Origin of the sequence: Tessaracoccus sp. MC1756, assembly GCF_014164735.1 — a bacterium.
Taxonomy (GTDB): domain Bacteria; phylum Actinomycetota; class Actinomycetes; order Propionibacteriales; family Propionibacteriaceae; genus Arachnia.
Window position 1 is genome coordinate 50380 of sequence record NZ_JACJFZ010000004.1, and the last position, 26702, is coordinate 77081.

At 69.0% G+C, this 26702-nt stretch carries 27 protein-coding genes; 9 read left to right on the top strand and 18 right to left on the bottom strand.

Annotated features, from left to right (window positions below; all coding sequences use genetic code 11):
• Positions 1-189: 189 nt before the first annotated feature.
• The 3 genes from H5393_RS10700 to H5393_RS10710 all read right to left on the bottom strand — a co-directional run bounded on the left by H5393_RS10700 (position 190) and on the right by H5393_RS10710 (position 3056).
• Positions 190-2391 carry a cation-translocating P-type ATPase gene (locus tag H5393_RS10700; RefSeq protein WP_182766657.1) on the bottom strand — a complete coding sequence of 734 codons (2202 nt, stop codon included), beginning with the start codon at positions 2389-2391 and terminating at the stop codon, positions 190-192.
• A 122-nt stretch (positions 2392-2513) separates the two neighbouring features.
• Complete coding sequence (locus H5393_RS10705) at positions 2514-2723, bottom strand: heavy-metal-associated domain-containing protein (protein WP_182763274.1); 210 nt, start codon at positions 2721-2723, stop codon at positions 2514-2516.
• A gap of 27 nt (positions 2724-2750) precedes the next feature.
• Complete coding sequence (locus H5393_RS10710) at positions 2751-3056, bottom strand: metal-sensitive transcriptional regulator (protein ID WP_076062841.1); 306 nt, start codon at positions 3054-3056, stop codon at positions 2751-2753.
• Between the two features lie 583 nt (positions 3057-3639).
• Here H5393_RS10710 and dnaB point away from each other — a divergent pair.
• Positions 3640-5001 (top strand): replicative DNA helicase, encoded by a 1362-nt coding sequence (gene dnaB, locus H5393_RS10715; RefSeq protein WP_076062844.1) that lies wholly within the window; start codon positions 3640-3642, stop codon positions 4999-5001.
• 23 nt (positions 5002-5024) lie between these two features.
• On the opposite strand, the gene H5393_RS10720 is transcribed toward dnaB, so the two are convergent.
• A complete protein-coding gene (locus tag H5393_RS10720; protein WP_182766658.1) occupies positions 5025-5543 on the bottom strand; it encodes a hypothetical protein in 519 nt (172 codons plus the stop codon).
• A gap of 70 nt (positions 5544-5613) precedes the next feature.
• Between H5393_RS10720 and H5393_RS10725 the strand changes: the two genes are divergently transcribed.
• Positions 5614-6156, top strand: coding sequence for a DUF6553 family protein (locus H5393_RS10725; RefSeq protein ID WP_182766659.1), 543 nt, complete (start codon positions 5614-5616; stop codon positions 6154-6156).
• On the top strand, positions 6153-7091 hold the full coding sequence (locus tag H5393_RS10730) for an A/G-specific adenine glycosylase (protein ID WP_370585975.1): 939 nt from the start codon (positions 6153-6155) through the stop codon (positions 7089-7091). The genes H5393_RS10725 and H5393_RS10730 overlap by 4 nt, the downstream gene beginning before the upstream one ends.
• Positions 7092-7098: 7 nt before the next feature.
• Here the strand turns inward: H5393_RS10730 and H5393_RS10735 are convergent, their stop codons facing one another.
• Positions 7099-7440: a YnfA family protein gene (locus H5393_RS10735; protein WP_182766660.1), complete on the bottom strand. Its 342-nt coding sequence runs from the start codon at positions 7438-7440 to the stop codon at positions 7099-7101.
• A 22-nt stretch (positions 7441-7462) separates the two neighbouring features.
• Here H5393_RS10735 and H5393_RS10740 point away from each other — a divergent pair, with 22 nt between their 5' ends.
• Complete coding sequence (locus H5393_RS10740) at positions 7463-8068, top strand: HAD family phosphatase (RefSeq protein ID WP_182766661.1); 606 nt, start codon at positions 7463-7465, stop codon at positions 8066-8068.
• Here the strand turns inward: H5393_RS10740 and H5393_RS10745 are convergent.
• Positions 8020-9258, bottom strand: coding sequence for an OFA family MFS transporter (locus H5393_RS10745; RefSeq protein ID WP_220488376.1), 1239 nt, complete (start codon positions 9256-9258; stop codon positions 8020-8022). The two genes, H5393_RS10740 and H5393_RS10745, sit on opposite strands and share 49 nt — an antisense overlap.
• Positions 9259-9331: 73 nt before the next feature.
• A complete protein-coding gene (locus H5393_RS14755; protein WP_304650666.1) occupies positions 9332-10174 on the bottom strand; it encodes a transglycosylase family protein in 843 nt (280 codons plus the stop codon).
• 263 nt (positions 10175-10437) lie between these two features.
• Between H5393_RS14755 and ald the strand changes: the two genes are divergently transcribed.
• Positions 10438-11559, top strand: a complete 1122-nt coding sequence (ald, locus tag H5393_RS10755) for an alanine dehydrogenase (RefSeq protein WP_182766662.1) — start codon at positions 10438-10440, stop codon at positions 11557-11559.
• A 15-nt stretch (positions 11560-11574) separates the two neighbouring features.
• Here the strand turns inward: ald and H5393_RS10760 are convergent, their stop codons facing one another.
• The gene (locus tag H5393_RS10760) at positions 11575-11931 is read right to left on the bottom strand and encodes an ArsC/Spx/MgsR family protein (protein WP_182766663.1); all 357 of its coding nucleotides are present in this window, start codon (positions 11929-11931) and stop codon (positions 11575-11577) included.
• A 126-nt stretch (positions 11932-12057) separates the two neighbouring features.
• Here H5393_RS10760 and H5393_RS10765 point away from each other — a divergent pair, with 126 nt between their 5' ends.
• Positions 12058-12648, top strand: a complete 591-nt coding sequence (locus H5393_RS10765; protein ID WP_182766664.1) for a hypothetical protein — start codon at positions 12058-12060, stop codon at positions 12646-12648.
• Here the strand turns inward: H5393_RS10765 and H5393_RS10770 are convergent.
• The 3 genes from H5393_RS10770 to H5393_RS10780 form a co-directional block, all read right to left on the bottom strand.
• A complete protein-coding gene (locus H5393_RS10770) occupies positions 12645-13238 on the bottom strand; it encodes a DUF4126 domain-containing protein (RefSeq protein WP_182766665.1) in 594 nt (197 codons plus the stop codon). The two genes, H5393_RS10765 and H5393_RS10770, sit on opposite strands and share 4 nt — an antisense overlap.
• A gap of 74 nt (positions 13239-13312) precedes the next feature.
• Entirely contained in the window at positions 13313-14287 is a 975-nt protein-coding gene (locus tag H5393_RS10775; RefSeq protein WP_182766666.1) for a diacylglycerol kinase family protein, read from the bottom strand.
• A 50-nt stretch (positions 14288-14337) separates the two neighbouring features.
• Positions 14338-16722 (bottom strand): alpha-amylase family glycosyl hydrolase, encoded by a 2385-nt coding sequence (locus H5393_RS10780; RefSeq protein WP_182766667.1) that lies wholly within the window; start codon positions 16720-16722, stop codon positions 14338-14340.
• A 61-nt stretch (positions 16723-16783) separates the two neighbouring features.
• On the opposite strand from H5393_RS10780, the gene H5393_RS10785 reads away from it, so the two are divergent.
• Positions 16784-17422, top strand: a complete 639-nt coding sequence (locus tag H5393_RS10785) for an HAD-IA family hydrolase (RefSeq protein WP_076062878.1) — start codon at positions 16784-16786, stop codon at positions 17420-17422.
• Here the strand turns inward: H5393_RS10785 and H5393_RS10790 are convergent.
• The 6 genes from H5393_RS10790 to H5393_RS10815 form a co-directional block, all read right to left on the bottom strand.
• Positions 17419-19143 (bottom strand): protein kinase, encoded by a 1725-nt coding sequence (locus H5393_RS10790; protein ID WP_182766668.1) that lies wholly within the window; start codon positions 19141-19143, stop codon positions 17419-17421. The genes H5393_RS10785 and H5393_RS10790 overlap by 4 nt on opposite strands.
• 79 nt (positions 19144-19222) lie before the next feature.
• Positions 19223-19852, bottom strand: a complete 630-nt coding sequence (locus H5393_RS10795; RefSeq protein WP_370585976.1) for a cation transporter — start codon at positions 19850-19852, stop codon at positions 19223-19225.
• A gap of 103 nt (positions 19853-19955) precedes the next feature.
• A complete protein-coding gene (locus H5393_RS10800) occupies positions 19956-20438 on the bottom strand; it encodes a hypothetical protein (protein WP_182766669.1) in 483 nt (160 codons plus the stop codon).
• A gap of 10 nt (positions 20439-20448) precedes the next feature.
• Positions 20449-21366, bottom strand: a complete 918-nt coding sequence (gene mshB / locus H5393_RS10805) for an N-acetyl-1-D-myo-inositol-2-amino-2-deoxy-alpha-D-glucopyranoside deacetylase (RefSeq protein ID WP_182766670.1) — start codon at positions 21364-21366, stop codon at positions 20449-20451.
• A gap of 20 nt (positions 21367-21386) precedes the next feature.
• Positions 21387-21980, bottom strand: coding sequence for a CE1759 family FMN reductase (locus tag H5393_RS10810; protein ID WP_182766671.1), 594 nt, complete (start codon positions 21978-21980; stop codon positions 21387-21389).
• 16 nt (positions 21981-21996) lie between these two features.
• Positions 21997-23151, bottom strand: a complete 1155-nt coding sequence (locus tag H5393_RS10815; protein WP_182766672.1) for an LLM class flavin-dependent oxidoreductase — start codon at positions 23149-23151, stop codon at positions 21997-21999.
• Between the two features lie 175 nt (positions 23152-23326).
• Here H5393_RS10815 and H5393_RS10820 point away from each other — a divergent pair, with 175 nt between their 5' ends.
• Positions 23327-24544, top strand: coding sequence for an amidohydrolase (locus tag H5393_RS10820; RefSeq protein ID WP_182766673.1), 1218 nt, complete (start codon positions 23327-23329; stop codon positions 24542-24544).
• A 5-nt stretch (positions 24545-24549) separates the two neighbouring features.
• The gene (locus H5393_RS10825) at positions 24550-26112 is read left to right on the top strand and encodes an MFS transporter (RefSeq protein ID WP_182766674.1); all 1563 of its coding nucleotides are present in this window, start codon (positions 24550-24552) and stop codon (positions 26110-26112) included.
• A 10-nt stretch (positions 26113-26122) separates the two neighbouring features.
• Here the strand turns inward: H5393_RS10825 and H5393_RS10830 are convergent, their stop codons facing one another.
• Entirely contained in the window at positions 26123-26629 is a 507-nt protein-coding gene (locus H5393_RS10830; protein WP_182766675.1) for a hypothetical protein, read from the bottom strand.
• Positions 26630-26702 lie beyond the last annotated feature (73 nt).

Below are 26702 nucleotides of genomic sequence, written 5' to 3' on the forward strand. Positions count from 1 at the left end.
GGACCGCTGCCCTTGGGGGGCGGCAGCGGTCCGGGCGGCTTTCGGGCTTCTGTGTGATCCAGAAGATGGGATTACTGTAGCGGGATTTCTCGGCACTGCAAAGCCGGACGAGGCAAATTGTCTGATGTTTCCCTGAATTTTTCCTGAAAGCGCTTCTCAGGAGCAGTTTGCCCTAGCCAGCGGCCAGTATCAGCCCTTCCGGAGAGAGCGGAACCCCCGCAATCTGAGACTGTTCAAGACCACGAAGACACTGGAGAACGCCATGGCCGCACCCGCGATCATGGGCGTCAGCATCCCGAAGGCCGCCAGCGGGATGGCGGCGGTGTTGTAGCCGAAGGCCCACAGCAGGTTGCCCTTGATCGTGCGCAGCGTGGCGCGGGACAGGCGCACCGCGTCGACGGCGGCGCTGAGGTCGTGGCGCATCAGCGTGATGTCGCCGGCGGCGATGGCCGCGTCGGTGCCGGTGCCCATGGCGATGCCCAGCTCCGCCTGTGCGATGGCGGCCGCGTCGTTGACGCCGTCGCCCACCATGGCCACCTGCTGCCCCCTGGCCTGCAGCTCCTTGATGGCGGCCACCTTGCCCTCGGGCGTGACCCCTGCGCGGACGTCGAGGATGCCGAGCGACTCCGCCACGGCGCGGGCCGTGGCTTCGTTGTCGCCACTCAGCAGCACCGGGGTGAGGCCCAGCTTCTTCAACTGCTCGACGGCGAGGCCGGCCGACTCCTTGATCGTGTCGGCCACCACCACCCGGCCGAGGATCCCCTGCTCATCTGCGACCTCGACCACGGAACCGATCAGGTCGCGGCTCCATTCCGCACGGCCATGGCCCAGGTCCGCCATGTACGCGGGCGAACCGGCGTAGATGGTGCGGCCGCCCACGACGCCCCGGACACCCCTGCCCGGCACGTTCTGGAAGTCCTCGACGGGCAGGGGCCGGTCCACCGCCGCCACGAGCGCGGCCGCGATGGGGTGCTCCGACGCGGCCTCGACGGCGGCGGCCAGCGCGAGCAGTTCCTCACGGTCCACGCGGTGGGTGGGCTCCACGTCCACGACCGACATGTGGCCGGTGGTCAGTGTGCCGGTCTTGTCGAACACGATGGTCTGCACGCGGCGCGCCCGCTCCAGCACCTGCGGGCCGCGGATCACGGTGCCCAGTTGGGCGCCCCGGCCGGTGCCGACCATGAGGGCCGACGGGGTGGCCAGGCCGAGCGCACACGGGCAGGCGATGATCAGCACGGAGATGGCGGCGGAGAGCGCAACCGTCCAGCCGTGCGCGGCGACCAGGTGGCCCACCAGCGTCACGGCGGCGATACCCAGGACGACGGGCACGAAGATGCTGGACACCTTGTCCGCCAGGCGCTGGACGTCGGCCTTGCCCTCCTGGGCCTCCTCGACCATCTTCGCGATGCGGGCCAGCTGCGAGTCGGCCCCGACGGCGGTGGTGCGCACCACCAGGCGGCCGGTGGTGTTCACAGAACCGCCCACCACCGTCGCGCCCGGCTCGACCTCCACCGGCAGCGACTCACCGGTGATGACCGACGCATCGACGGCGGAGCGGCCCTCCACGACCTCACCGTCGGCGGCGACCTTCTCGCCGGGGCGGACGACGACGAGGTCGCCGACGGCGAGCGACTTCACGTCGACGCGCCGCTCCTCGCCGTCGCGCAGGACGGTGGCCTGCTTGGCGCCCACCTCGAGCAGCGCACGCATGGCCGCGCCCGATTCGGTCTTCGCGCGGGCCTCGATGTAGCGGCCGAGCAGCAGGAAGGAGATGATGACGACGGCGGCCTCGAAGTAGATGAAGCCCGTCGCGTCCTGTTGCGCGAGGTTGAACTCGAAGTGGTGCTTCATGCCGATCTCACCGGCGTGGCCGAACAGCATGGCGTACAGGGACCAGGCGAACGCGGTGCCGGTGCCCATGGTCACGAGCGTGTCCATCGTGGTGGCGCCGTGGCGCAGGTTGGTGAAGGTCGCCTTGTGGAAAGACCGGCCCAACCAGAGCACGACGACGGCGGACAGGACCAGAGCCGCCCACTGCCAACCCGGGAACTGCAACGCGGGGATCATCGAGACGAGCACGACGGGGGTGCTGAGGATGAACGACCAGAGCACGCGCGGCTTGAGGGCTGCGGCCTCGTCGTTCTTCTCCCCGACAGGGACGGGCAACGTGGCCCCGTAGCCGGTCTTCTCGACGACGGCGATGAGGTCCTCAGCGGTGAAGTTGGGCGGTGCTTCTACCGTCGCCTTCTCAGTGGAGTAGTTCACCGAGGCGGTCACCCCGTCCACCTTGTTGAGCTTCTTCTCGATCCGCGCGGCACAGGAGGCACAGGTCATGCCCTGGATGTCGAGCTGGATCTTGTTGGTGATGGGTTGGGTCCTGGTGGTGGACATGCTTCCTCTTGCCTGGTGCGCGGTGGGTACTGCGGTGCCCGCGGCTGGCGCAGGGCAGGCCGAACAGGCCCCGGGCGGCTACGCCCGGGAAAGTTGCCCGGATGGGTCAGACGGTCAGGCGCTCAGGCCTCGACGACGGTGTAGCCGCCGGCCTCGCGGACGGCCTCGATGATGGCGTCGAACGGGATGCGCTCGTCGGATTCGACCGACATGGCGCCGCCCTCGAGCGTGACGGAGACGTTGTTGACGCCTTCGACGTCAGAGACCTCTTCGGTGACGTGGTGGACGCAGTTGCCGCAGGTCATGCCCGAAACGGTGTAGTTGGTGATCACAGAGAAAGTCCTTCCTTGGGTGACGGGCTATCGGGTCAGGCGCTTGATCGCCTGCATCGCCTCGTCAATCTTCTCTTTGCCCTCCGGGCCGCCCTTGCGGGCAGCGTCGGCGACACAGTGCGAGAGGTGGTCCTCGAGAAGCCCGAGCGACACCGCCTTCAGCGCCGAGGTCACTGCCGTGACCTGGGTCAGGACGTCGATGCAGTACTGGTCCTCTTCAACCATGCGAGCGAGACCGCGGACCTGACCTTCGATCAGGCGCAGGCGCCGCAAATAGGCTGCCTTCTCCGGCGTGTAGCCGTGAGTGTGGCAGGTTTCGGTTTCCGTCGTCATGACACCTCCCTCTCGACTGAGCATACCCCGGGGGGGTAAGGAATTCAATCTCATCCCATCATCCCATCGGGGGTTTCCCGACGGGCCCTCGGGGTGACCTACCGCCCGCGTCAGCACCGGATCCGCCACATATCCACAATGAACCCACAGGCCCTGTGGACAACCGGCGCCGTGGAGATGAACGGCGGGTGAACCCGGCCGCCATATACCACGCCGGTCCCTCCGGGTCGAGATTGGGGTTGAATCGTACAAAGTTCGTTGTCAGCACCGGTTTGCGACACCGCCCCCGACGTGGCCCCGGTGCGCTCGGGCCGAGATGACGAGCGGATGACGAACAGGCCGCGTCTCTTTGTGGACAAATTGCCAGTGGCCGGTCAGCCATCATGAATATAACGATTTGATAACGGTAGATTCACGCTCAGCGCACAGGTTCGTCCACACCCCTGGGACTCAGGACCGGGCACTTATCCACAGCCATCCACAGGCTGTCCACAGAGCCCTCCACACGCTGGGGGCGCACGTGGGCAGGAACCGTCAGAGGGGTGCCTTAGCCTAAGCAACGGAACTGGAAGGGGGTGAGCTGATGACGGCGCACGCAACAACCGCGGTCTTCGATGACCGCGAGCTCGACCGCACGCCTCCCCAGGATCTCGCCGCAGAGCAGAGTGTGCTGGGCGCGATGATGATGTCGAAGGATGCCATCTCGGACGTCGTCGAGGTGTTGCGCGGCACAGACTTCTACCGCCCCAACCACGAGTCCATCTACGACGCCATCATCAGCCTCTACGGCCGTGGTGAGCCGGCGGATCCCATCACCGTGGCAGGCGAGCTCGGCAAGACGGGGCTCCTGGCCAAGGTGGGCGGCGCCGTCTACCTGCACGACCTGCTCTCCAGCGTCTCCATCGCCGCGAACGCGCCGTACTACGCGGAGATCGTCCGCGACAAGGCCGTGTTGCGTCGGTTGGTCAACGCTTCCATCCGCATCGCGCAGTTGGGCTACGGCGGCCAGGGCGAAGTGGACAAAATCGTCGACGAGGCCCAGCAGACGCTCTTCGAAGTGACGGACCGCAACTCCTCGGAAGACTACAAGTCGCTCCGGGAACTGCTGGAGCCCACGTTCGACGAGATGGAAGCCATCGCCAACAGCGGCGACGCGCTCTCCGGCGTCCCCACGGGTTTCACCGAACTGGACCGCATCACCAACGGCCTGCACGGCGGCCAGATGATCATCGTCGCCGCGCGCCCGGGCGTCGGAAAGTCGACGTTCGCGCTCGACGTGTGCCGCTCGGCCGCCATCCACCACAACCTCCCCGCCGCGTTCTTCTCGCTGGAAATGAGCCGCACGGAGATCGTGATGAAGGTGCTCTCCGCCGAGGCTTCGGTACCCCTGGGGCGTATCCGCGGCGGCAAGATGGACGAGAACGACTGGCAGCGGGTCACGGACAAGTCGGCCATCCTCGCGGAGAAGAACTTCTTCATCGACGACTCCCCCAACCTCACCATGATGGAGATCCGCGCGAAGGCCCGCCGCCTGAAGCAGCGCCACGACCTGCAGCTGCTCGCCATCGACTACATCCAGCTGATGAGCTCCGGCAAGAAGGTGGAGTCGCGTCAGCTGGAGGTCTCGGAGTTCTCCCGCCAGATCAAGCTGCTGGCCAAGGAACTCGAGATCCCGGTCATCGCGCTGTCGCAGCTCTCGCGTAACACCGAACAGCGCAAGGACGGCATCCCGCAGCTGTCAGACCTGCGCGAGTCCGGCTCGCTGGAGCAGGACGCGGACATCGTGTTGATGCTGCACCGCCCGGAGATGTACTCCCAGAACCCCTCCGACGAGGAGCGCGGCCTGGCGGCCTTCCACATCCCGAAGCACCGAAACGGCGAGACCGGCAAGATCGACGCGCTCTTCCAGGGCCACTACAGCCGGTTCACCAACGCGCCCATGTGATCCCCCGCCGCTGTCGCCCAGGCTCAGGAGGTGCTGACGGCGTCTGCGACGGTGCGCAGCGACACCCGCTCGCCCAGACCCACATTGAGCAGGGCGGCGATTTCCGCGCCCACCCGGGTGAGGTTGCCCTGGCGGAACAGAAAGCTCACGTCGAGGATCTCGTAGCGCGGGGAGCCGTCCGCCAGTTCCTCCTGGAACCGGGAGCCCCCATCGGTGAACCCACTGTCGACGGCGGCGAAGGTGCGCTGGGCGTCGGCCTCGAGATCCCAGGTGCGCACGGACATCACGGTGTCGGCGACCTGCTGCCCGTGCGCGGTGGCATTGCGGCGCACCACGTCGGCGACGGTGCCCGGGAGACCCGCCAGCGCCTCGACCCCCGTCCACTCTGAGTCGACGGCGCGCTCGACCAGCTCCGCCCAGATCCCAGTGGCCGGCACGGTGACCTGCACCCCTCCACAGACCGCGAGGTCGTTGACGTCGCAGGCGGAGTCGTCGACCACGATCGAGCGGACCGGGGTGCGCAGCAGCGGGAAGTTCTCCATCCTCCCATTGGACGCCTTGCCGCGACGGTAATCAACCCTCTCCCCGGGCCCGGGGGGGTACCGTTGCCCCATGGCCGCGCTGCTCACCGAGTACCACCTCACAGATCCCGATGACATGCATCCCGCCGTCGCACTGGCCCGCTACGGGAAGCGCCGCACGGGCGACCTGTTCGTCGGCCTCTGGCTGGGCATGATCGTCGAGGCCCAGCAGATGCGGCCCAGCCTGAGCAACGTGAAGCGCCAAGTGGAGAAGTTCGAATCCGGTCAGGACCTGCGGAGGGCGGTCGAGGAGGCCGGGGGCGCCGCCGTCGACGCCGAGTTGGCCGATGCGGCACGGGTCTACTTCGCTTCCGCGCTGGAGGACGCGTCCTACACCTCCACCCTGTTGAAGATGCGGCGGCTCTCCGGCACCCAGGTCCGCGACAAGGCCGCCCACGAAGTGCTCCGCACCGCAGACCTCATCCTCGAGGCCCGGCTCGGTGAACGCTACGTCCCCCTGTTGGTCCGGGGTTTCCTCGCCGGCCTCGCGCCGCACGGCGCCCGCGAGCTGCGGGAGGCCCTCGCCGACCATCCGGAGCTGGTGGACACGATCACCCCCATCCTCGAGGCGTGAGGACCCAGCATTCGAGGGGAGAATCCGGCCACATCGGCCCAGATAGCGACGATGTGGCAGAAATCTCCCGCCGAGTTTCGGAGCTCCGGCACACGCTCAGCGCCTGGTACGCGGCCAACGCCCGGCCGCTGTCGTGGCGTGAGCCCGGAGTGTTTCCGTGGGGCATCCTCGTCAGCGAGATCATGCTGCAGCAGACCCCCGCGGCCAGGGTGGAGGGGACGTGGCTGGCGTGGATGGAGCACTGGCCGACTCCTGCCGCGCTCGCGGCGGCGTCCACGGCGGACGTCCTCCGTGCCTGGGGTCGGCTCGGCTACCCCCGCCGCGCGCTGCGCCTGCAGGAGGCGGCCCGAGCTGTGGTCGAGCGTCATGACGGTGAGCTCCCCGAGAGCGAGGACGCCCTGCTCGCGCTCCCGGGGGTGGGCAGCTACACGGCTGCCGCGGTCATGGCCTTCGCTTTCGGCCGCCGTTCCCTGGTGCTCGACGTGAATGTGCGGCGGGTGCTCGCCCGCGTCGACGGCGGGGTGGAGCATCCGGCGCGCACGGAGACCGCGGCGGAGCGACGCCGCGCCTGGGTCTTCGTCCCGGACGGAGACCGGGAGGCGGCCACCTGGTCCGCCGCGGCCATGGAACTGGGCGCCACCGTCTGCACTGCCCGCAATCCCGATTGCGACCGCTGCCCCGTGGCCGGGCACTGCTCCTGGCTCGCCCTCGGGCGGCCCGACTGGGAAGGCCCGCCGAGGGTGGGTCAGGCGTGGGAGGGCACGGACCGCCAGTGCCGCGGCCGCATCATGGCCGCCCTCCGCTCGGCGCACGTGCCTGTGCCCGTGGCCGACCTCACCTGGCCTGACCGGGAGCAGCTCCGCCGCTGCATCACCTCGCTGGTCGACGACGGCCTGGCCGAGAGTCTCGACGAGGGCCTCACCCTCCCCCGCTGATGGGCCGCTAGTTCCCCAGCGAGCGTGGCGCGTACATGATCACGGCCACCCCGACCAGGCAGAACAGCGCCCCCACCACGTCCCATCGGTCCGGGCGGAAGCCGTCCACCACCATCCCCCACGCCAACGACCCGGCGACGAACACGCCCCCGTAGGCCGCGAGGATCCGCCCGAAGTTGGCGTCCGGCTGCAGGGTGGCCACCATGCCGTAGAGGCCGAGCGCGATCACTCCGCCGCCGATCCACAACCAGCCGCGGTGCTCGCGCATCCCCTGCCACACCAGCCAGGCGCCGCCGATCTCCAGGACAGCGGCAACGATGAAGAGGGCGATGGAACGAAACGGCAGCATCCGCACAGCCTAGGCTGGAGCCATGATCAAGGCTGTCGTCTTCGACCTGGGAGAGGTCCTCTCCTCACCGCCGTCGCTCCTTCCAGTGCTGGCGGGACGTGTCGGCACCACCCCCGAACTTCTCAAGGAGCACTACTGGACGGGTCGGGCCGAGTATGACGCCGGCGCCCCGGACGGCGACTACTGGGGCCCGCTGCTCACGGCCGTCGGGCACGAGGTCCACGACGCCGACCTCATCGCCGAGATCGCGCACCTCGACGCCGACATCTGGGCCAACCTCCGCCCGGCAGCGTGGCAACTACTCCGCGACTGCAGGCAGGCCGGGGTGACCGTGGCCGTGCTGTCCAACTCGCCGCACGCCATGCAGCTGGCCGCCGACGGGGCCATCTGGCGCGCCGACGTGGACCACCTCTACGTCTCCGCCAGCCTGGGGGCGGTCAAGCCGCAGCCTGCCATCTACGAGCGCGTGACCAGCGACCTCGGCCTGGCGCCCGGCGAGATCGCCTTCATCGACGACAAGCAGGCCAATGTCGACGGCGCCCTATCGGTGGGCTGGCAGGCCCACCGCTGGGTGGACGATCACGACACGCGCGCCTGGCTCACCGCGCTGGGGGTGCTCTCGGCCTGATCCGCAGGGGCGCGGCGCACCGGGCGCGTGACCAGCGGCAACGCCACGGCCACCACGGCGAGGGCGCCCATCACGGAGAACGCGAGAGTGTAGGAGCCGGCATCGCCGACCAGGCCTGCCGCCAGCAGCGGCCCGAGCACTCCGCCCCCCGACCAGCCCACCAGCATCAGCCCGTAGATGGCGCCGGCGTGGCTCAACCCGAAGAACTGTCCGGCCGTGGACGGCAGCACGCCGAACGCCCCGCCGTAGCAGAGGTACACCACGGCGGCGAGCGCCAGGAACCAGAAGCCCTGGGCGTGCGGCAGCAGGATCAGCGCCACTCCCTCGAGGGCCAGGATCGTGGCCAGCATCGGCAGGCGACCCAGCCTCTGAGCGACGGCGGCCCAGGCCACCCGGCCGCCACCGTTGAACAGCGCCAGCACGCCGACGATGCCCGCGGCCGCCGCGGGGGTGAAGCCACCCACGTCGACGGCGGCGCTGGCCATCATCGAGATCAGGGAGATGCCCGCCATCACGGCGAGCATCAGGATGCCGGTGAGCAGGTACCACTGGGGCGTGCGCAGGGCCTGGGGCGCGGTGAGGTCGCCCTCGACGACCTTCTTGGCACCGGCCCCGACAACGGGCGACACCAGCAGCGCAGCGCCGATCAGCCCCACCACGAGGTAGGCGATGCCCAGCCACCGGAACGCCAGCGCGGGCGTGTCGGGCGTCATCGCGACGAGCCACTGCGCGAACGGCGAGGTCACGGTCGCGCCGAAGCCGAAGCCGCCGACGGCGAGGCCGGTGACCAGCGCCGTGTGGTCCGGGAACCACTTCTGCAGGAGTGCGACCGGCACGATGTAGGCCATGCCCAGGCCGAAGCCGCCGATGACGCCGTAGCCGAGCACCAGCAGCCAGAACTGGCTCGGGGCCGTGGCCAAGGAGGCCAGCAGGACACCCAACCCGTAGATGACCATGCCGATGATGGCGACGGTGCGGGGGCTGCTGCGGTCCTGCAGGCGCCCGCCGATGGAGGCGCCGACGAAGATCATGCCGATGGCGGTCTCGAACGGGACGGAGGCCTGCACGTGACTCAGGCCCATCGCCTCCGGTGCCTGCAGGGCACGCCCGAACAGGCTCCAGGCGTACACGCCGCCGATCACCAACTGAACCAATACACCGCCGACTAGGGCTGCCCACTTCGTACGCACGATGTGTCAGTCTAAGCAACGAACCCCCGGGCGTCGCGCCCGGGGGTTCGTCAGCTACTTCAGCGAGGGGGGATCAGGCACAGCTCCACGGCTGGAAGCCGCGCTGCGCGTAGAGGCGGTTGGCCACGGTGATCTGCTCCTCGCGGGTGGCCTGGTGGGGGTAGGAGGCGAAGTCGCCCCCGTTGACCGAGCGCCAGGTGGCGAGGTTGAACTGCAGGCCGCCGTAGTAGCCGTTGCCGGTGTTGATGTTCCAGCGGCCACCGGACTCGCACTGCGCGATGCGGTCCCACGTCGCGGCGCGGCTCAGGTCGATGCGCTGGTTCGCCGGCAACTGCGGGGCGGTCTCGACGGGGACTCCGGCCAGCGGCGGGGCTGCGGCGGGGATCGTCGTCACTGCGGGGGTGCCGCTGGCGGCGAACTGGATGATGTTGTTGAACTGCCACTGGTTCTCCGTGACGAACGCGCCGTCTTCATGAGCGACCACGGAGGTCAGCGCGTAGGTGCGGCAGCCGTTGCGGCCGGTGGTGGCGGTGTCGCACTCGGTGCGCCACTGGCGGCCGTCAGTGGCCGTCCAGGTGCGGGTGCCGCCGGGCTTGCCGCCCGCGGCGAGGGGATTGCCCGTCCACTGGTCACGCCCGGAGGGGAGGTAGGTGAGGTTGTTGAACACCCACCCGTTGTGCAGGACGTGCTGGCCCTGGACCGTGGCCACCTTGGTGGTCCAGATCTCAGTGCGGCAGCGCACGACGGTGTCTGAGTACTTGTCGCAGGCGGTCTTCCAGTACCGGCCGTTGACAAGGTGATTGCCCGGCGTCGTGTACATGTTCGTCTCGACGGCCTGTGCGGTCTGCGGGGCCACGAGGGCCAGCCCGAGACCGACGACGGCCGCGGAGGCTGCGGCTAGGAGGCGCTTCAGCATGGAGGGGGTCCTTTCGAAGTAGCGGGATGACGTTAACACCCCGAGGCCACCTTTTCCAAAGAATTTCTCAGGATTGCCTTCAGGTTCACCGCAATTCGGGACCTCCACAAGCGCCTTTACCCGTCGGGTCCCAGTGGGCGACTGAGAACTCTCAGCCCTCGTTCACCGACGTGAAACTCCGGTCCCCGACGGCATCTGGCCTTCATCGGCCACGCCCCACCAGAGCGGCGGCTAGCCTGAGCGGATACCGGAAGGAACCACCTATGCGCATCAGCGTCCCCCGCGAGGTCAAGAACAACGAGAACCGGGTCGCCATCACCCCCGTCGGCGTCCAGGAACTCACCCACCGCGGGCACGAGGTCGTCGTGCAGGCGGGCGCCGGTGTGGGCTCCAGCTTCACCGACGACTCCTATCGCGATGCCGGCGCCTCAGTGGTGGCGGACGTGGACCGCGTCTGGGGTGACGCCGAGCTCGTCCTCAAGGTGAAGGAGCCCGTCGCCGCGGAGTACCGCCACCTGCGCGAGGGCCTCAGCGTCTTCACCTACCTCCACCTGGCCGCGGACGAACCGCTGGTCGACGCCCTGCTGAGGTCCGGCGCCACCTCCATCGCCTATGAGACGGTGCAGAAGCCCACCGGGCTGCTCCCCCTCCTCTACCCCATGAGCGAGGTGGCGGGGTGCCTCGCCCCGCAGATGGGCGCGTACCACCTGATGAAGACGCAGGGCGGCCGCGGCGTGCTGATGGGCGGCGTGGCGGGCGTGCCCAACGCGAAGGTGCTGGTGCTGGGCGGCGGCACCGCCGGCCAGAACGCCGTCAACACCGCCCTCGGCATGAACGCCGACGTGACCATGCTGGACACCGACATCGACAAGCTGCGTCAGGCCTACTGGCGCTGGGACAACCGGGTGCACGGCCTCCGCTCGTCCGACATGGCCATCCGGGAGCACCTGCCGCAGGCGGATCTGGTGATCGGCACCGTCCTGATCCCGGGCGGCCGGACGCCGCGCCTGGTCACCAACGAGATGGTGGCCACCATGAAGCCGGGCTCGGTGCTGGTGGACGTGTCCATCGACCAGGGAGGCTGCTTCGAGGACAGCCGGCCCACCACGCACGACGACCCCACCTACCAGGTGCACGGCTCCACCTTCTACTGCGTGGCCAACATGCCCGCGATGGTGCCCAACACCTCCACGTGGGCGCTGACCAACGCGACGCTGCCCTACGTCGAGCGGATCGCCGAGCACGGTTGGCGCGAAGCCATGAGGCTCGACGCCGCGCTGGCGAAGGGCCTGGCGACGCACGCCGGGCGGCTCACGTCGCAGCCCGTGGCCGAGGCGTTCAAACGCGACTGGGCCCCCGTCGAGGACGTCCTCGCTGAGGCCTGACCGCCGGCAGCCGGCTCAGCCCGCGAGGAACGGCGCGACGGCGGCCTTGGGCCGCCCGATGATCGCGCGGTCGCCGCGGATCAGCACGGGGCGCTGCGCCATTTCCGGGTGCGCGGCCAGCACCTTGGCGACCTGCTGAGCGGTGCGGACGTCGTCGTCGGACAAGGTGCTGCGGTTGAAGTTGGCGTCGCGGCGGACCAGGTCTGTGGGGTGGGCGTCGAGCTTGGCGATCACGTCGAGCCACTCCTCCTCGGTGAGCGGCACCTTGACGTAGTTGCGCACGGTGAGCGCGAACGGCGAGGCCTCTGCCGCCTCGAGCGCGGCGCGCGAGGTGGAGCAGCGCGGGTTGTGGAGGATGGTCAGCTCTGACATGGTCGCCCCTTTCTCTCTGATCACCGCCAACCTACCGCCGACCCGCGACGAGCCCGGGGATAACAATCCGGTTGCTGTTGGCCGCGGCGCGGGGCCGACCTGAGGGCACGGCCCCAGACTTGGGGGATGAGGACACGGTCAATGCTGATGGTGCTGCTGCTGCTCGCCGGGATCGGCGTCGTGAGCTGGCAGCAGGCCCCGCGCGCCGCCGCGTGCAGTTGTGTGGCCCAGTCGGTCACGGAACACGCCGAGAGCGCGGACCTGGTTGCGGAGGGCGTCGTAGTGGGCGTGGACCGGCCCGAGAACCCACAGACCTCCATGGACGACGCGACCTACACCGTCGAACTCACCCGCTTGTGGAAGGGGCCGGAGGCCCCACAGGTGGCCGTGCTCTCCCCCGTCAGCGGCGCGAGCTGCGGCCTGGAGGGCCTCTCCGAGGGCATGACCATCGCGCTGTTCTCCCGCGACGACAACGGCGTGTGGCGATCAGATCTCTGCGACGGCACCGGCCCCATGACCGAGGCAATGGCCGCGGAACTGAGCGCCGCGGAGGGCGAGCCGACCGTGCTCACCCCGTCGGCTGACTCCTCGACGGCGCCCTCCCCCGGTCCCGACAACGGCAGCCCGGCGGTTCTCTACACGGCGTTGGGGGTGGCCGGGGTCGCGCTCCTGGCGCTGGTCGTGCTCGGTTGGGTGCGACGCCGTCGCTCCGACTAGACGGCCGCTGGCGGCGCGGTCCAGCGCTGCTTGAGCCACCGCCACCCGCGTCGGATCCTGGCCATCATCGCCAACGCGAGCCAGATCATGAGGGCCAGCAGGACCGCCGCGACGACCGCCGCCACGACGGGGAACAACACGGCGAGGGTGGTGACGCCGACCACCCCGATGTCGCCGGCGACCGAAGCCGTCACGTTCGAGACCGGCTCCGGCGAACTGTTGACGGCCAGCCGGATCCCCGCCTTGGAAAGGTGGCTGAGCAGGGCCGTGACGCCGCCGACCGCGGCGAGCGAGATGGTGAGGAGGTCGCCGTTGGCGCCCGCGATCAAGGCCCCGATCACCGCGCCCGCCACGGGGCGGATGACGGTGGAGGGTACGTCCCAGACCGAATCGATGACCGGCACCTTGTCGGCGACCAGTTCCACCAGCGCGAGGATGCCCATGACGATCAGGACGTCGGTGCGCTGGAAACCCTCAGGGACGCCGCCGGTGTTCAGGAAGCGCCCGAGGATGCCGAGGATGAACACCGTGGCATACGCGTTGATGCCCGAGGCCCAGCCCGAGGCGAAGGTCATTGGCAGCAGTTCCATGCGTTGAAGTATGCGGCGCCGGCACGGTCAGCAACAGGTCTGCGGGCCGGGATCAGGGGGAAATGGGGGCCGGTTCAGTCCTCGTCGGCGGTCCAGTCGGCCGGCATCTGGACGAGCAGCCCACCGTCCTCCACCTGCACCAGGAGCGATGTGATCTCCCCGAAGTGGTCGCCGTCGAGTTCGATCTCCTCCGGCCGGCGGAACGTGACCTCGATCTCGCGGCACTGCTGGTAGTTCAGCTCGCGACTGCGGTCGCGCCGCTTGCGGACGAACTCGCTGCGGGTGCGGTGCAGGATGGCGTTGTCCACCAGCACCTTCCAGGCGACCCTCGGCCAGCCGAAGACGCCGCGGGGAAAGACACCCACCACGTCCAGCACCCCGTCGTCGACGGCCGCGTCCGGCAGCAACAGCACGTTGCCGCCGATGGAGCCGCAGTTGCCGATCAGGATGGTGTGCAGGCGGGCGCGCTCGGGTTCGGATTCGTCGAGCCGGTACGTGAGCCGCATGCGATGGTTGCGGAACAGCGCCTCGACGCCCGCCTTGACGTAGGCGAGCATGCCCACGCGCTTCTTCAGCTTCTCGTCGGTGGTCGACATGATCTGCGCATCCAGCCCCACCCCCGCGGCCACGAGGAAGACGCGTTCCTCCTCGTCGCCGTTGGGGCGGACCCAGCGGGCAACGCCGAGGTCCACCTTGCGGGGCTTTCCGTTGAAGGCCGCATCGACGGACTCCGGCAGGTTGTCGAGGGTGAGGTCCAGGTTGCGGGCCAGCAGGTTGCCCGTGCCCTGCGGCGCGAGCGCCAGCGGGACCCCGCTGTCGCGCAGCCCCTCGGCGACGCAACGGATGGTGCCGTCGCCACCCACGCCGAGCACCACGTCGACGCCCTTCTCGACAGCCTCCCGCGCCATCCCGACTCCCGGGTCGTCCTCCTGCGTCTCCAACCAGAGGACCTCCCCCCAACCCGCTTCGACGCGTGCCGGCTCGACGACCGCCTCGAGGTCGGCGCGGTCGATCTTGGTGGGGTTGAAGATCACGGCGAGAGTGCTCATGTCCCTAGTGTGGCCGTTCCCGGGGCGGCTCGGGTCGATTGGCAAGGGGCTCAGTCCTCCCACACCGGCACATCGCGCGGCTCGATGAAGCCTTCCTGCAGCACCACGATGGCCCACGGCTCCACCGTGGAGCTCCCGTCCATGATCATGCCCTCGCCCTCCTGCCAGAAGTTGTGCGCGGGCTCGGCCCACGACGCGGTGTCGATGAGGCGGCGCAGCACGCACCCCTCGGCAGGCGGCGGCAGCGTGAAGTCGATGGGGTGCTCGGCCATGTTGATCAGCACCCAGAAGTCGTCGCCCGGGTTGTTGATGCGTACCGCCACAGCGCGGTGGCCCTCCTCCGGGTAGCCGTCGCCCGTCGGTGTGTAGAACAGGTAGCTGACGTCTTTGCTGTCCGGGATGAGGTCGCCCCAGTGGGTCTGCTGCAGCGAATCGTGGCGCTGCCGCAGGTTGGCGATGAAGGTGGCGAACCGGAAGAGCGAATTGACGTCGTCCTGGTTGTCGAAGCGCCCCAAGTTGTCGTGGTAGGCCGCCTCGACGCCTGCCTCTACGTCGACGAGGTGGGGCGTCGCCGTCGGGATCATGGCGTAGTTGTTCAGCATCGCCAGCGAGTCGAGCTCCCAGGGGTTGTTGTTGCCGTTCTGGGTGCGGCCGAACTCGTCGCCGGCCACCACCATCGGCACCCCGCGGGAGAAGAACAGGATGGTCCACAGGTTGCGCACCCGCTGGCGACGCAGTGCCTGGGAGCCACCCGAATCCCAGGAGAGATTGTTGTCGGAGCCGCCGTCGGAGGGTCCGAACGGGTACGGCTGATCGTTGTTCTTGCCCTGGTAGCTGACGAGGTCCACCATGTTGAAGCCGTCGTGGGCGTCGACGAAGTTGATGGACTTCTGGGCGCCCCCCGAGTCGTGGAAGTGGTGGTAGTCGCCGTTCATCATGTCGAGGAAGTCGCGCATGTTGGCGTCGCCCTTGCTGAAGCGGCGGACCGCGTCGCGATACCGGCCGTTCCATTCGCCCCAGCCGCGGGGGAAGTTGCCCACCTCGTAGCCCCACAGGTCCCAGGCCTCCGCGATGACCTCGATGTGCTCGCTGGCGGCGAAGTCCGCGATGGCGACCAGCAGCGGGTGGTCCGTGAAGAACCGCTTCTGGTTGGCCCAGTCCTCCGGGTGCGCCTCGTCCGGTTTGCGGCCCAGCACGGTGGCCAGGTCGAAGCGGAACCCGTCGACGCCCATGTCCGTGGTCCAGTAACGCAGCGAGTCCAGCACCAGCTGGCAGGCGGCGTCCGACGAGAAGTTGAGCTGGTTGGAGGTGCCGGTGGCTCCGTCGACCAGCACGTAATCCGCGGTCATCTGGTAGTAGTCGGCCGTGGCGAAGCCGCCCAGCGAGGTGAAACCGGTGCTGTTGACGTCGCCGTCCCAGTTGCCGCCCTCCGCCGTGTGGTTGTAGACCACGTCGAGGTAGACCTCCATGCCGACGGAGTGGAAGGCGGAGACCATCTCCTTGAACTCGCGAGTGGGGCCGCCGTAGCTCTGGTCCGACGCGTAGCCGCGGTGGGGGGCGAAGTAGCTCAGCGTCATGTAGCCCCAGGCGTTGGTGTAGCCGCGGCGCGCGGATTCAGACGCGTTGGTCTGCTGCAACGGGAGCAGTTCGACGGTGGTGAAGCCGAGCGCCTTCAGGTAGGGCGCCATCAAGCCGGCGCCCTTGTAGGTGCCGCGGAACTCGTCTGGGATGCTGTCGACGCCTTCGTAGCCGGGCTCGTCCTTCAGCAGTTCGCCCAGACGGCAGACGGACGGGTGCCCGGTGAGCTGCGGCACCGAGACCTCGTAGATGGACGACTTCTCGGCGGGTAGATGGGGCTTTGCGGCGATGGGCGTGTAATCGGTGATCACGATGCCCTTCGGGGCCTGGCGGGCGGTGTCGACCGAGCGCCGCGTGGGCAGCGGTTCCTCGGGCGCGACGTCCTCGGCCGCCGGGGTGGGATCCACCTCCGCCGCGCCGGTGCCGAACACCTCATCGTTGCCGTGCTCGAGGATGCTGTCGGAGAAGACGTTGTGGCTGATCTCGCGCGCATAGGGGTCGAACAGCACCTTGTTCGGGTTGAACCGGTTGCCGTCCTCGTCCATGTCCGCCTCGAAGCCCTCCTCCGTGCCGGGCTCCCAGGTGTCGACGTAGGGCCAGTTCCGGCCCCAGACCCGGTAGCCGTACAGCGCACCGAGGGGGAGACCCTGAATGTTGGCGCGCCAGATCCCATCCGGCCCCTGGGCGGGGAGGAAGGTGTGGGACGCGTCGGCGCCCAGCGCCTCCGGGTAGATCTCCAGTTGGACGCGGGTGGCGGCCGGGGCGTGGACGGCGAACGTGATGCCTTCTGCGGAAGGGCTTGCTCCGAGCGGCCAGTCCGCGGTCGGCCAGCCGGGTTCGTCGAGTGCGATGATCATCTCTCGATTGTGACAAACCCGGGGGTCGCCTGGTGCGTGCACCTTTACGCTGAGAGACGTGATGCATGTTTTCTGGGACCTGGGCGGGACGCTCGTCGACACCTACCCGGCGCTCGACGCGGCCTTGGCCGGCGTGGTGCGCGACCACGGTTTCGAGCTGACGGATTCAGAGGTGGCGGTGCTGACGCGTAGGTCGACGGGGGAGGCCATCGCCGCGCTGAGCGGACGCTTCGACCTGCCGGAATCGGAGTTCGAGGACGTCGAGGCCGCTCTGAAGCAGCGGTGGAAGTCGGCTCCCCCGCCCGCCATGCCCGGCGCCCGCGAACTCCTGCGCGATGTCACCGCAGCGGGCGGCCTCAACCTCGTCGTGACGCACCGTGACCGCAGTTCCGCCCAGACGCTGCTCGACGGGCTGGGCCTCGTCGTCGACGACCTCATCTCCACCTCCGACGGTCACCCACGCAAGCCCAACCCCCAGATGTACCGGGTGATGATGGAGCGGCACGGGCTGGACCCGGCGGACTGTCTGAGCGTGGGCGACCGGCCGATCGACGCGGAAGCCGCCATGGCGGCGGGGATGACGGCGGCCACGGTGGAGTCGCCTGCTGCTCCCGTCGACGACGCCGCCGAGCACTCAGTCGCCCACCTGGACGACCTGCGCCCGCTCCTGGGCCTCGATTCTCGGCCGCACGGGACCTAGAGGAAGTCGTCCCAGCTGTCGACCTGGTCCTTCAACCGCTCGTAGAGCCCCTCGAACTGATCCTTCTGACCGGAATCGCTGAGGGCCTGGTCCACTGCGGAGATGGCGTCGCTGGCCAGTTGTTCGTCGCCGCTGCGGAGCGCGCTGGAGAGGTCGCGCAGGCCGGCGTCGACGGCCTTGCGCGCGTCGTTGTCGAGGTTGCCGCCCGTGAAGGCTTCACGTACGGCGGTGCTGAGCTCATCGGCCGCCGCCTGAGCCGACTGCGCGGCCCCCTCGATGTTGCCCGGGTCTGCCGGAGGCTCCGCCGGTGGGGGCGCCTGAGTGACAGGGGGCGCGGTCTCCACGGGCGGTTCAGTCTGCGGCGGAGGCGCCTCGGTAGTGACCGGGGCCGTCGTTGCCGGCGCAGCCGTCGTCGTCGCGGGGGCGGTCGAAGGGCTGGGGCTGGGCGAGGGCGTGGGGCTGGGGGACGCCTCGGTGGCCTGCGGGGAGGGTGAGACCGGGGGCGAGGCGTCGACGCTCGGGGAGGTCGACGCCGGCACGGCAGCGGTGGGCGACCGGTCAGCCGTGAGCTGCGGGTCCCCGGACAGCAGCCACCAGGCGAAGCCCACGACCAGCAGCACGGCCAGCGCGATGAGGCCGATCAACAGGCCCCGGCGGCTGCTCTCTTCCTCTTCTTCCATGGGGAGCACGTCGTCGTCGGTGCCCTCCGGGTCGACGGCGGCCCGGGCCGGCGCAACCACCGGCGCCGCAACCACCGGGCCGGGGGCATCTGCCGGGTAGGCCCGCATGGGCGCGGGGAGGTCCGCCGCCGGCACCACGGCGGTGTGTTCGCCCTCCACCACGGGTGGCGGGAGGAGCTGGGTGACGGCCTCGGAGGTCTCGGCGCGCAGCGCTGCCTCAAGGGTGGCCGCGTCGGTCGGCCGGGCCTCCGGGTCTTTGGCCAGCATGGCGGTGACGATGGCGGCCAGCTGCGGCGGCACGTCGGGACGGGCCTCCTGGATGTTGGGCACCGGCTCGGTGGCGTGGGCCATCATCGTGGACACCGCGGTGGGGCCCTGGAACGGGGGCCGGCCGGTGATGAGGGCGAACAGCACACAGCCGAGCGCGTAGATGTCTGCGCGCTGGTCCACCCGCATCCCGCGGGCCTGTTCCGGCGCCAGGTAGGCGGCCGTGCCGATGACGGCACCGGTGGCGGTCAGCGGTGATCCGGAATCTGCGACCGCCTCGTCGATGATGTGCGTGATGCCGAAGTCGAGCACCTTGACCGCACCGTCGGCGGCGCGGGCGATGTTGCCGGGCTTGACGTCGCGGTGCACCAGGCCGGCGTCGTGGGCCGCGCCGAGGGCCGCCGAGACCTGGATGGCGATGCTGCGGATCTCCTCGAAGGGGAAGGCGCCGCGGGTGCGCAGCTCGTCTGCCAGCGTGGTGCCGGGCAGCAGCTCCATGACGAGGAAGGCCCGGTCGTTGTCGACGCCGGCGTCGAAGACGGTGACGATGTTGGGGTGGTTCAGGGCGGCCGTGACGCGCGTCTCCCGGCGGAAACGTTCCGCGGTGACCTCCGCGTCCTCCATCTCCGCGACCACCTTGACGGCGACCTCGCGGTCCAGCACCTGGTCCCGGGCGCGCCAGACGGTGGACATGCCACCGCGACCGAGCCGCTCTTCGAGGAGGTAGCGGCCCGCGAGGACATACCCCGGGCCGGGTTGGCTGCGCTCCATCATATTCCGAGCCTAGCCCTCGTTCCTGTCAGGGGAGGACCCGCCGTCTCACGCCCCTTGTCAGGAGCCGTTCGTCGGGGGCTCAATCGTCGTCGACCTCGCCGGCCAGGGCCTTGGCCGCGAGGTTCTCCTCCTCGGCCACCTCCCAGACCTCCTTGGCGGCGTGGAAGTTGAGCACGACGATGCCGAGGCCGAGGATGAGGTCCGGCCACCCGTTGGGTACCAGGGTGAGCGTCAGGAGACCCATGGCGATGATGCCGAGGTTGATGATCACGTCATTGCGGGCCGCGAGCCAGGCGGCCTTGGTCATGGATCCGCCGTGGTCGCGCTGGCGCAGCAGCAGGAATGCGCACAGGGAGTTGACCACCACGGCGCCGCCTGCGGTGAGGATCAGCGACAGCGGATCGGGTGCATCCGGGTGGGAGAACTTGGCCACCGCCTGCCACAGCGCCGCGGCTGCGGGGACGAGGATGACCACCGCCATGGCCTTGCCGGCCTTCGCGCGCCGCGCGAGCGGCCACCCCAACGCGCCGAAGATCAGCAGGTTGACGGCGGTGTCCTCGAGGAAGTCGACCGAATCCGCGAACAACGACACCGACCCGATGGCCCACGCCACCGTCGCCTCGATGAAGAAGTAGCCCAGGTTCAGGCACGCCACCACCAGCACGGTGCGGCGGAGCAGGCGGGCCTTGGCGGGGTCGAGGTCGATCACGGGGTGAATCTACTACCGCATGGGATGTCCGCCGGCCGAGGGGTGCCCGCGTGGGCCCACGCGGGGACGGCCCGACTGGCGGAGATCTGATGCGGCGGCCGCGTCAGCCTTCCGCGAGCACGTCCTTCATGGACTCCGGGCCCCACGTCAGGATCTGGGCGTTGGGGATGGCCGTGAAGAGGACGGCATTGCCGTGGCCCACGAAGACCGTCTGGTCCTCGCTGGGCTTGGCGTAGATCTCGTAGCCGGCGTCCGCGGCGCTGCTCATGATGGAGTCGATGACTGGCTGCGGGTCCTCGTCGATCATCATCACGGCTGACTGCTCCGACTGCGTCACGATGGTGCTCTCCGGCAGCTTCATGCCCTTCGGCACGGTGACGTCCATGGGGCCGACCTTGATCACCTCGGTCTGGATCTCGCCGGTGAACGCCTCCTCCTCCGGCTGCGGGAGGCCGCTCTGGGTGCCACCCGCCGGGGCGGAGGCGGTGACCTCGGGCGCCGACGTCGGTTCGTCCGAGCCGGTGCAGGCGGCCAGCGAAAGCGCGGCGACAACGGTGACGGCAAGTGCGGCGGGTCTCATCCTCATGGGCGCAATTCTATGCAGCGTCCGGAGGCAGGCCCTCGAAGAGGTCCGTGGCCGGCCCGTCGCCCTGCGGGAACGGCTGCCCGGCACCGAGGAGATAGGCCTCCCCCGCGCCGGGGAGTTCCTGCATGATCGAGAAGAACTGCCAGAACGGGTCCTCCGCGTTGACCTGGCTGCGGTGGGTGAAGAGCGCGCGCCGGCAGATGTCGAGGTACGGCTGCAGCTCGACCACCGCGACGATCTGTTCCGGGTCCGGGCCGAAGCGGCGCTCCGCCTCGTCGTCGCTGTGGTCGTGATCGGCACCCCACAACTCCAGCCCCCGCTCGCGAGCGATGGCGTAGGCCTCCGCCCAACGGCTGGTGTTGTGCGTGTTCCAGAGCACCCGCTGCACCTGCCAGGGCGATCCGAGATCCGGCCTGTGCGACGGTGTGGCCGCCAACTGCACGGCGTACATCAGCACGCGGTGGGCCTGGATGTGGTCCGGGTGGCCGTAGTTGCCGTGTGGATCGTACGTCACCGCTACCTGCGGGCGGCGGGTGCGGATGACATCGACGAGGTGGTCCGCCGCCTCGAGGAGGTCCGCGCGCCAGAAGGCGTTGGCCGGCATCTCGTCGGGCACGCCCGCGCGGCCGGCCTCCGTGGTGATCATCCCGCTGTCGTGGTAGCGGCCGACCCCGCCGAGGAAGAGGTGGTCCGTGACGCCGATGACGCTCATGGCCTGCGCGATCTCCTCCTGCCGGTGCACGCCCAACTCCTGCGGGGAGTAGTGCGCCCAGTCCGGCACCAGGATCTCGCCGAGTTCGCCCAGCGTGCAGGTCACGAGCGTGACCTGGGCGCCTTCGGCGAGGTACCGGGCCATGGTGGCGGCGGATTGGCTGGATTCGTCGTCGGGGTGGGCGTGCACGAGCAGGAGCCGGCGATCAGGAAGCATGTCCTTCAGCATAGGCACCGTCAGTTCCCGAGGAGGGTGGCGAACTCGACGAATTCGTCGGCCTCCACCCGCTGCCGGGAACCCAGGAGGGCTTCGGCGAGCTCCTCGGCGCCGGCACGGACGCGGCGACCCAGGGAGGCGACCCCGGGGCCGCCGAAGTCCGACGTCGCCGCGAAGATCGCCGTGCGCATGGTGAGCGCACCGAGATAGCTGAACAGCGGCCGCATGGCGAACTCCAGCATCAGCGAATGCCGCTCCGTGCCGCCGGTGGCGGCCATGAGGACCTGCTTGCCCTTGAGCGTGTCCATGTCGAGGATGTCGAAGAAGCTCTTGAACAGTCCGGACATGGAGGCCGAGAACGTGGGACTGACGACGATGAGTCCGTCCGCGGCGGCCACGGCGTCGGTGATGCGGGCCAGCTCGCCGGTGGGGAACCCGGTGAGCATGGCGTCGACGATGGGGTGCGCCAGCTCGCGGAGTTCCGCGACGGTGACCTCTAGCTCCTCACCCTTGGCGGCGAGGGACTCACGCAGCCGGGCGACGATGTCGTCGCTCAGCACGCGGGTGGACGACGGCGACCCCAGGCCGCCGGAAATCACGACGATGCGCTTCATGTGTCTTCTCCTCGGGTCAGAGCTTGTTGTCGTCCTCGGCGCGGGTACCGGTCCAGCGGTCCACCTGCGGCTCGCCGGGCGCGACCTCCTCGACGGGGCCCCGTGCGGCGAGCATGCTCGCGTGCGTGGGGGCGTCGGGCACGTGGGCAGGCTTGAGCTTGGCGAATTCCTTGCGCAGCACGGGCACGACCTCTTCACCGAGCAGGTCCAGCTGCTCGAGCACGACCTTCTGCGGCAGGCCGGCGTGGTCCATGAGGAACAGCTGGCGCTGGTAGTCGCCCGCGTACTCGCGGAAGCCCAGAACCCGCTCGATGACCTGCTGCGGCGAACCGACGGTGAGCGGGGTCTCGCGCGTGAAGTCCTCCAACGAGGGGCCACCGCCGTAGACGGGGGCGTTGTCGAAGTAGGGGCGGAACTCGCGCACGGCGTCCTGGGAGTTCTTCCGCATGAACACCTGGCCGCCGAGCCCGACGATCGCCTGGTCCGCCGTGCCGTGGCCGTAGTGCTCGAAGCGGCGGCGGTACAGCTCCACCATGCGCTTGGTGTGAGACGAGGGCCAGAAGATGTTGTTGTGGAAGAAGCCGTCACCGTAGTAGGCAGCCTGCTCCGCGATCTCGGGGGAGCGGATGGAGCCGTGCCAGACGAACGGCGGGATGCCGTCGAGCGGGCGTGGCGTGGAGGTGAAGCCGTGCAGCGGGGTGCGGTACTTGCCCTCGAAGTTGACGACCTCCTCGCGCCACAGCGCGTGCAGCAGCGAGTAGTTCTCGACGGCGAGCCCGATGCCCTCGCGGATGTCCTTGCCGAACCAGGGGTAGACCGGGCCGGTGTTGCCGCGTCCCATCATGAGGTCGACGCGGCCCTCGGCCAGGTGCTGCGCGTAGGCGTAGTCCTCGGCGAGCCGGACGGGGTCGTTCGTGGTGACCAGAGTGGTGGCCGTCGACAGGAGGATCTTCTCGGTCTTCGCCGCCAGGTAGGCCATCAGGATGGGCGGGTTGGCCGGGGCGATGAACGGCGGGTTGTGGTGCTCACCTGTGGCGAACACGTCGAGGCCCACTTCCTCGGCCTTCATCGCGAGTTCGACGGTGGCCTTGATGCGGGCGTTCTCCGTGGGCGTCCGGCCCGTGGTGGGGTCCGTGGTGACGTCACCGATGGTGAAGATGCCGAACTGCATGATGTGCCTTTCCTTCAAGCTGATGTCACCACTGTACAACATACTTGACGATTCAACTATTCCTCCCTCTGGGACTCCGTATGCGAGTGCGACCCCTCGTCAACGACCTCTGGCAGTGGTAGACAGGAGCCACGCCGACAAGGCGCCGGGTGTCTCCCAGCGAAGGGACCACGAGATGAGCACGCAGTGGGTCGCCGATCACGTCGCCAGGCAGCGGGCAGAATCCGAGGAGCTCTACCAGAGCCTCCACCGCAACCCTGAACTGTCGATGCAGGAGACCGAGACCGTGGCGGAGATCCGTTGGCGCCTCGAGGGCCACGGATACGACATCCGCGAGATCGGCGGCGGGGTCGTGGGAGTGCTCAGCAACGGCGATGGCCCCACCGTCATGTTCAGGGCCGACATCGACGCGCTCCCCGTGGAGGAATCCACCGGCCTCCCCTACGCCTCGACCAAGACGATGGCGGACCGCGAGGGGAACATCGTGCCCGTGATGCACGCGTGCGGCCACGACGTGCACATCACCGCCGGGCTGGCAGCGGCCCGCGTCCTTGCCGAGGGGCGCGACCACTGGCGCGGCACCTACGTCGCGCTCTTCCAGCCTGCGGAGGAGACGGCCGAGGGGGCGCGCTCCATGGTCGCCGACGGCCTGGTGGACAAGGTTCCCAGGCCCGACGTCGTGCTCGGGCAACACGTCCTGACGACGCCCGCAGCGGGCCACGTCGGCACCCGGCCCGGCGCGATGCTCTCGACGGGCGGCTCAGTGAGGGTGACGGTCCACGGCAGCGGCTCACACGGTTCGATGCCCCACCTCGGCGTCGACCCCGTGCTGCTGGCGTCCTCCATCGTGGTGCGGCTGCAGGGCATCGTGGCCCGCGAGATCGACCCCTTCAAGATGGCCGTGGTCACCGTCGGCAGCCTCCAGGCGGGCAAGAAGTCGAACATCATCCCGGACCACGCCGTCCTGCTGATCAACGTGCGCGCCTACGACAACGGCGTCCGCGACCACCTGATGAGCTCCATCGAACGCATCGTGCGCGCCGAATGCTCGGCCTCCGGTTCACCGCGCGAGCCCGAGTTCCACGCCTACGACCAGTACCCGCTCACCGACAACGACGCCGACGTCACCACCCGGGTCCACGCCGCCTTCGTCGAGCATTTCGGCGCCGACAGGGTCGCCGAGCTGGACCCGGTGTCGGCCTCAGAAGACTTCAGCCTGCTGCCCACCGCGTTCCGAGCGCCCTACTCCTATTGGGGCGTCGGCGGCTTCCTGCCGGACCAACCGGTCTTCCCCAACCACAACCCTGGCTTCGCGCCCGCCATGCAGCCCACCCTCGCCACGGGCTCCGAGGCCGCAGTGGTCGCGGCGCTGGCCTGGCTCGGGAAGGAGTGAGCGCCATGTCCGAGGCGACGCAGACGAAACAACTGGGCACGGAGAAGCTTCTGTGGGGCATCGTGCTCGCGGTGGTGACCTTCTGGCTGTTCGCCGGCACCGCGGGCACCGTCGCGCCGGACATGATGGCCGACATCAACTCCACCGGCGACCACATCGACGCCTCCTCACTCAACCTCGCCGTCTCGCTCACCGGGCTCTTCTCGGGCCTGTTCATGGTGCTGTTCGGCGGGCTCGCCGACAAGATCGGCCGCGTGCGCATCACACTGCTGGGCGTGATCCTCAACGCGGCGGGCTCCCTGCTGCTGATCTTCGCCTCCGGTGCGGCCGCGCTGCCGCTCCTGCTGGTCGGCCGGGCGATCCAGGGTCTGGGTGCCGCGGCGATCATGCCGGCGTCGATGGCACTGGTGAAGGCCTATTGGGACGGCAAGGAACGCCAACGCGCCGTGTCGATGTGGTCGATCGGCTCATGGGGAGGCTCCGGCCTCGCCGCCATCTTCGGCGGCACCGTCGTGCAGTTCGTGGGCTGGCGCGGCATCTTCATGGCCTCGGTGGTCATCTCCGCCGTCGCGTTCGTGATGATCATGGGCACGCCGGAGAACAAGGTGACGCAGACGGAGCGCAAGGGCTTCGACGCGGTGGGCCTCGTCCTGTTCATCGTCGGCACGCTCGGGTTGATGATCGTGCTGCTCTACGGGTCGCAACTGGGTTGGACGAACTGGCTCACCATCCTGCTGGCCGTGGTCGCCGTCGTCGCCTACGTGGCCTTCGTCTACTGGGAGCGGCGGCAGGACAACCCGTTCATCGACTTCACGCTGTTCCGCAACACCACCTTCACGGGCGCCACCATCTCCAACTTCCTGGTCAACGGCACCATCGGCATGCTGATCATCTCGCAGCAGGTGATCCAGATGGCGGGCGAGAAACCGGACGGCAGCCCGTACACGGCCTTCGACGCCGGGCTGTTGTCGCTGGGTTACGGCATCTTCATCATCGCGTTCATCCGCGTCGGCGAGAAGCTGCTGCAGCGCTTCGGCGCGCGCAAGCCCATGATCTGGGGCTCGCTGATCTCCATCGTCGCCTGCCTCATGCTGATGGCCACGCACACCCTCATCGGGCAGTACGCCATCCTCGCGATCATCGCCTATTGCCTTTTCGGCCTGGGCCTGGCGTTCTACGCCACGCCGTCGACCGACGCGGCGCTGACCAGCCTGCCCGCCGCGCAGGCCGGCTCCGGTTCCGGCATCTACAAGATGGCCTCGACACTGGGCGGCGCCATCGGCACCGCGGTGTCGCTGGCGGTCTACTACGGCCTGATGGGGACACGGGTACCGGACCTGATCGCGATGGAGGGCCGCTCGGACAACGAGTCGCTCCGCCTGGCGGCGATGGTCGCCATCGGGGTGTCGCTGGTGTTCCTGCTGCTGGCGATCCTGTCGATCGTGATGACCATCCCTCAGCGCGACGGCCGCGTCTCACCGCCGCCGCAGCCCACGCCCGATGAGGAGGCGGTCATGATCGACTGCCCCACCTGTCACGGCGTGGGCAAGGTGCACGCGTCGCACTGAGCCGCACGGCTCAGTGCGGGAACGTGAATTCGCCGATCACGAAGTAGACCGCGAAGAGCGCCGGCAGCAGCGGCAGGAGGACCAGCCAGGACCTCTCGTCGCTGCGGAACCACGCGATCAGGGACACCACGCCGCCCTCCAGCATCAGGCCGAACCCGGCGATGGTGAACACGAACATCGGGACGAACGGGCCCAGTTCAGTGGGCTGCCCCATCCTGACGATCGCCCCGTAGACGCCGGACAGGAGCATCGTCGCCATTCCCGCGACGCTCAGCCAGAGCGCCCACCGCCCCGGTTTCGTCCGGGGCCGTAGGGTCACCCTCTCGTGGCGCCGGTGGAGGTCGTCGAAGGCCACCAGTGCCACGGCGAGGGTCAGCGCGAAGAACATCCCCGTGAAGACCCAGGCCCGGGTCTCGTCGGAGTTGATGAAGAACATCGCGGCGATCATCGCCAGCACCACACCTCCGACAACCAGCGCAGCTTGTCCGAGCCTCGAGTGCACCATCTCAACTGACATGAGGGCCACCCCCTCTGGGGGATTCGCCGTCGGGCGTATCCCGACTGGTGAGTCAATACACGCCCGGTAGGAA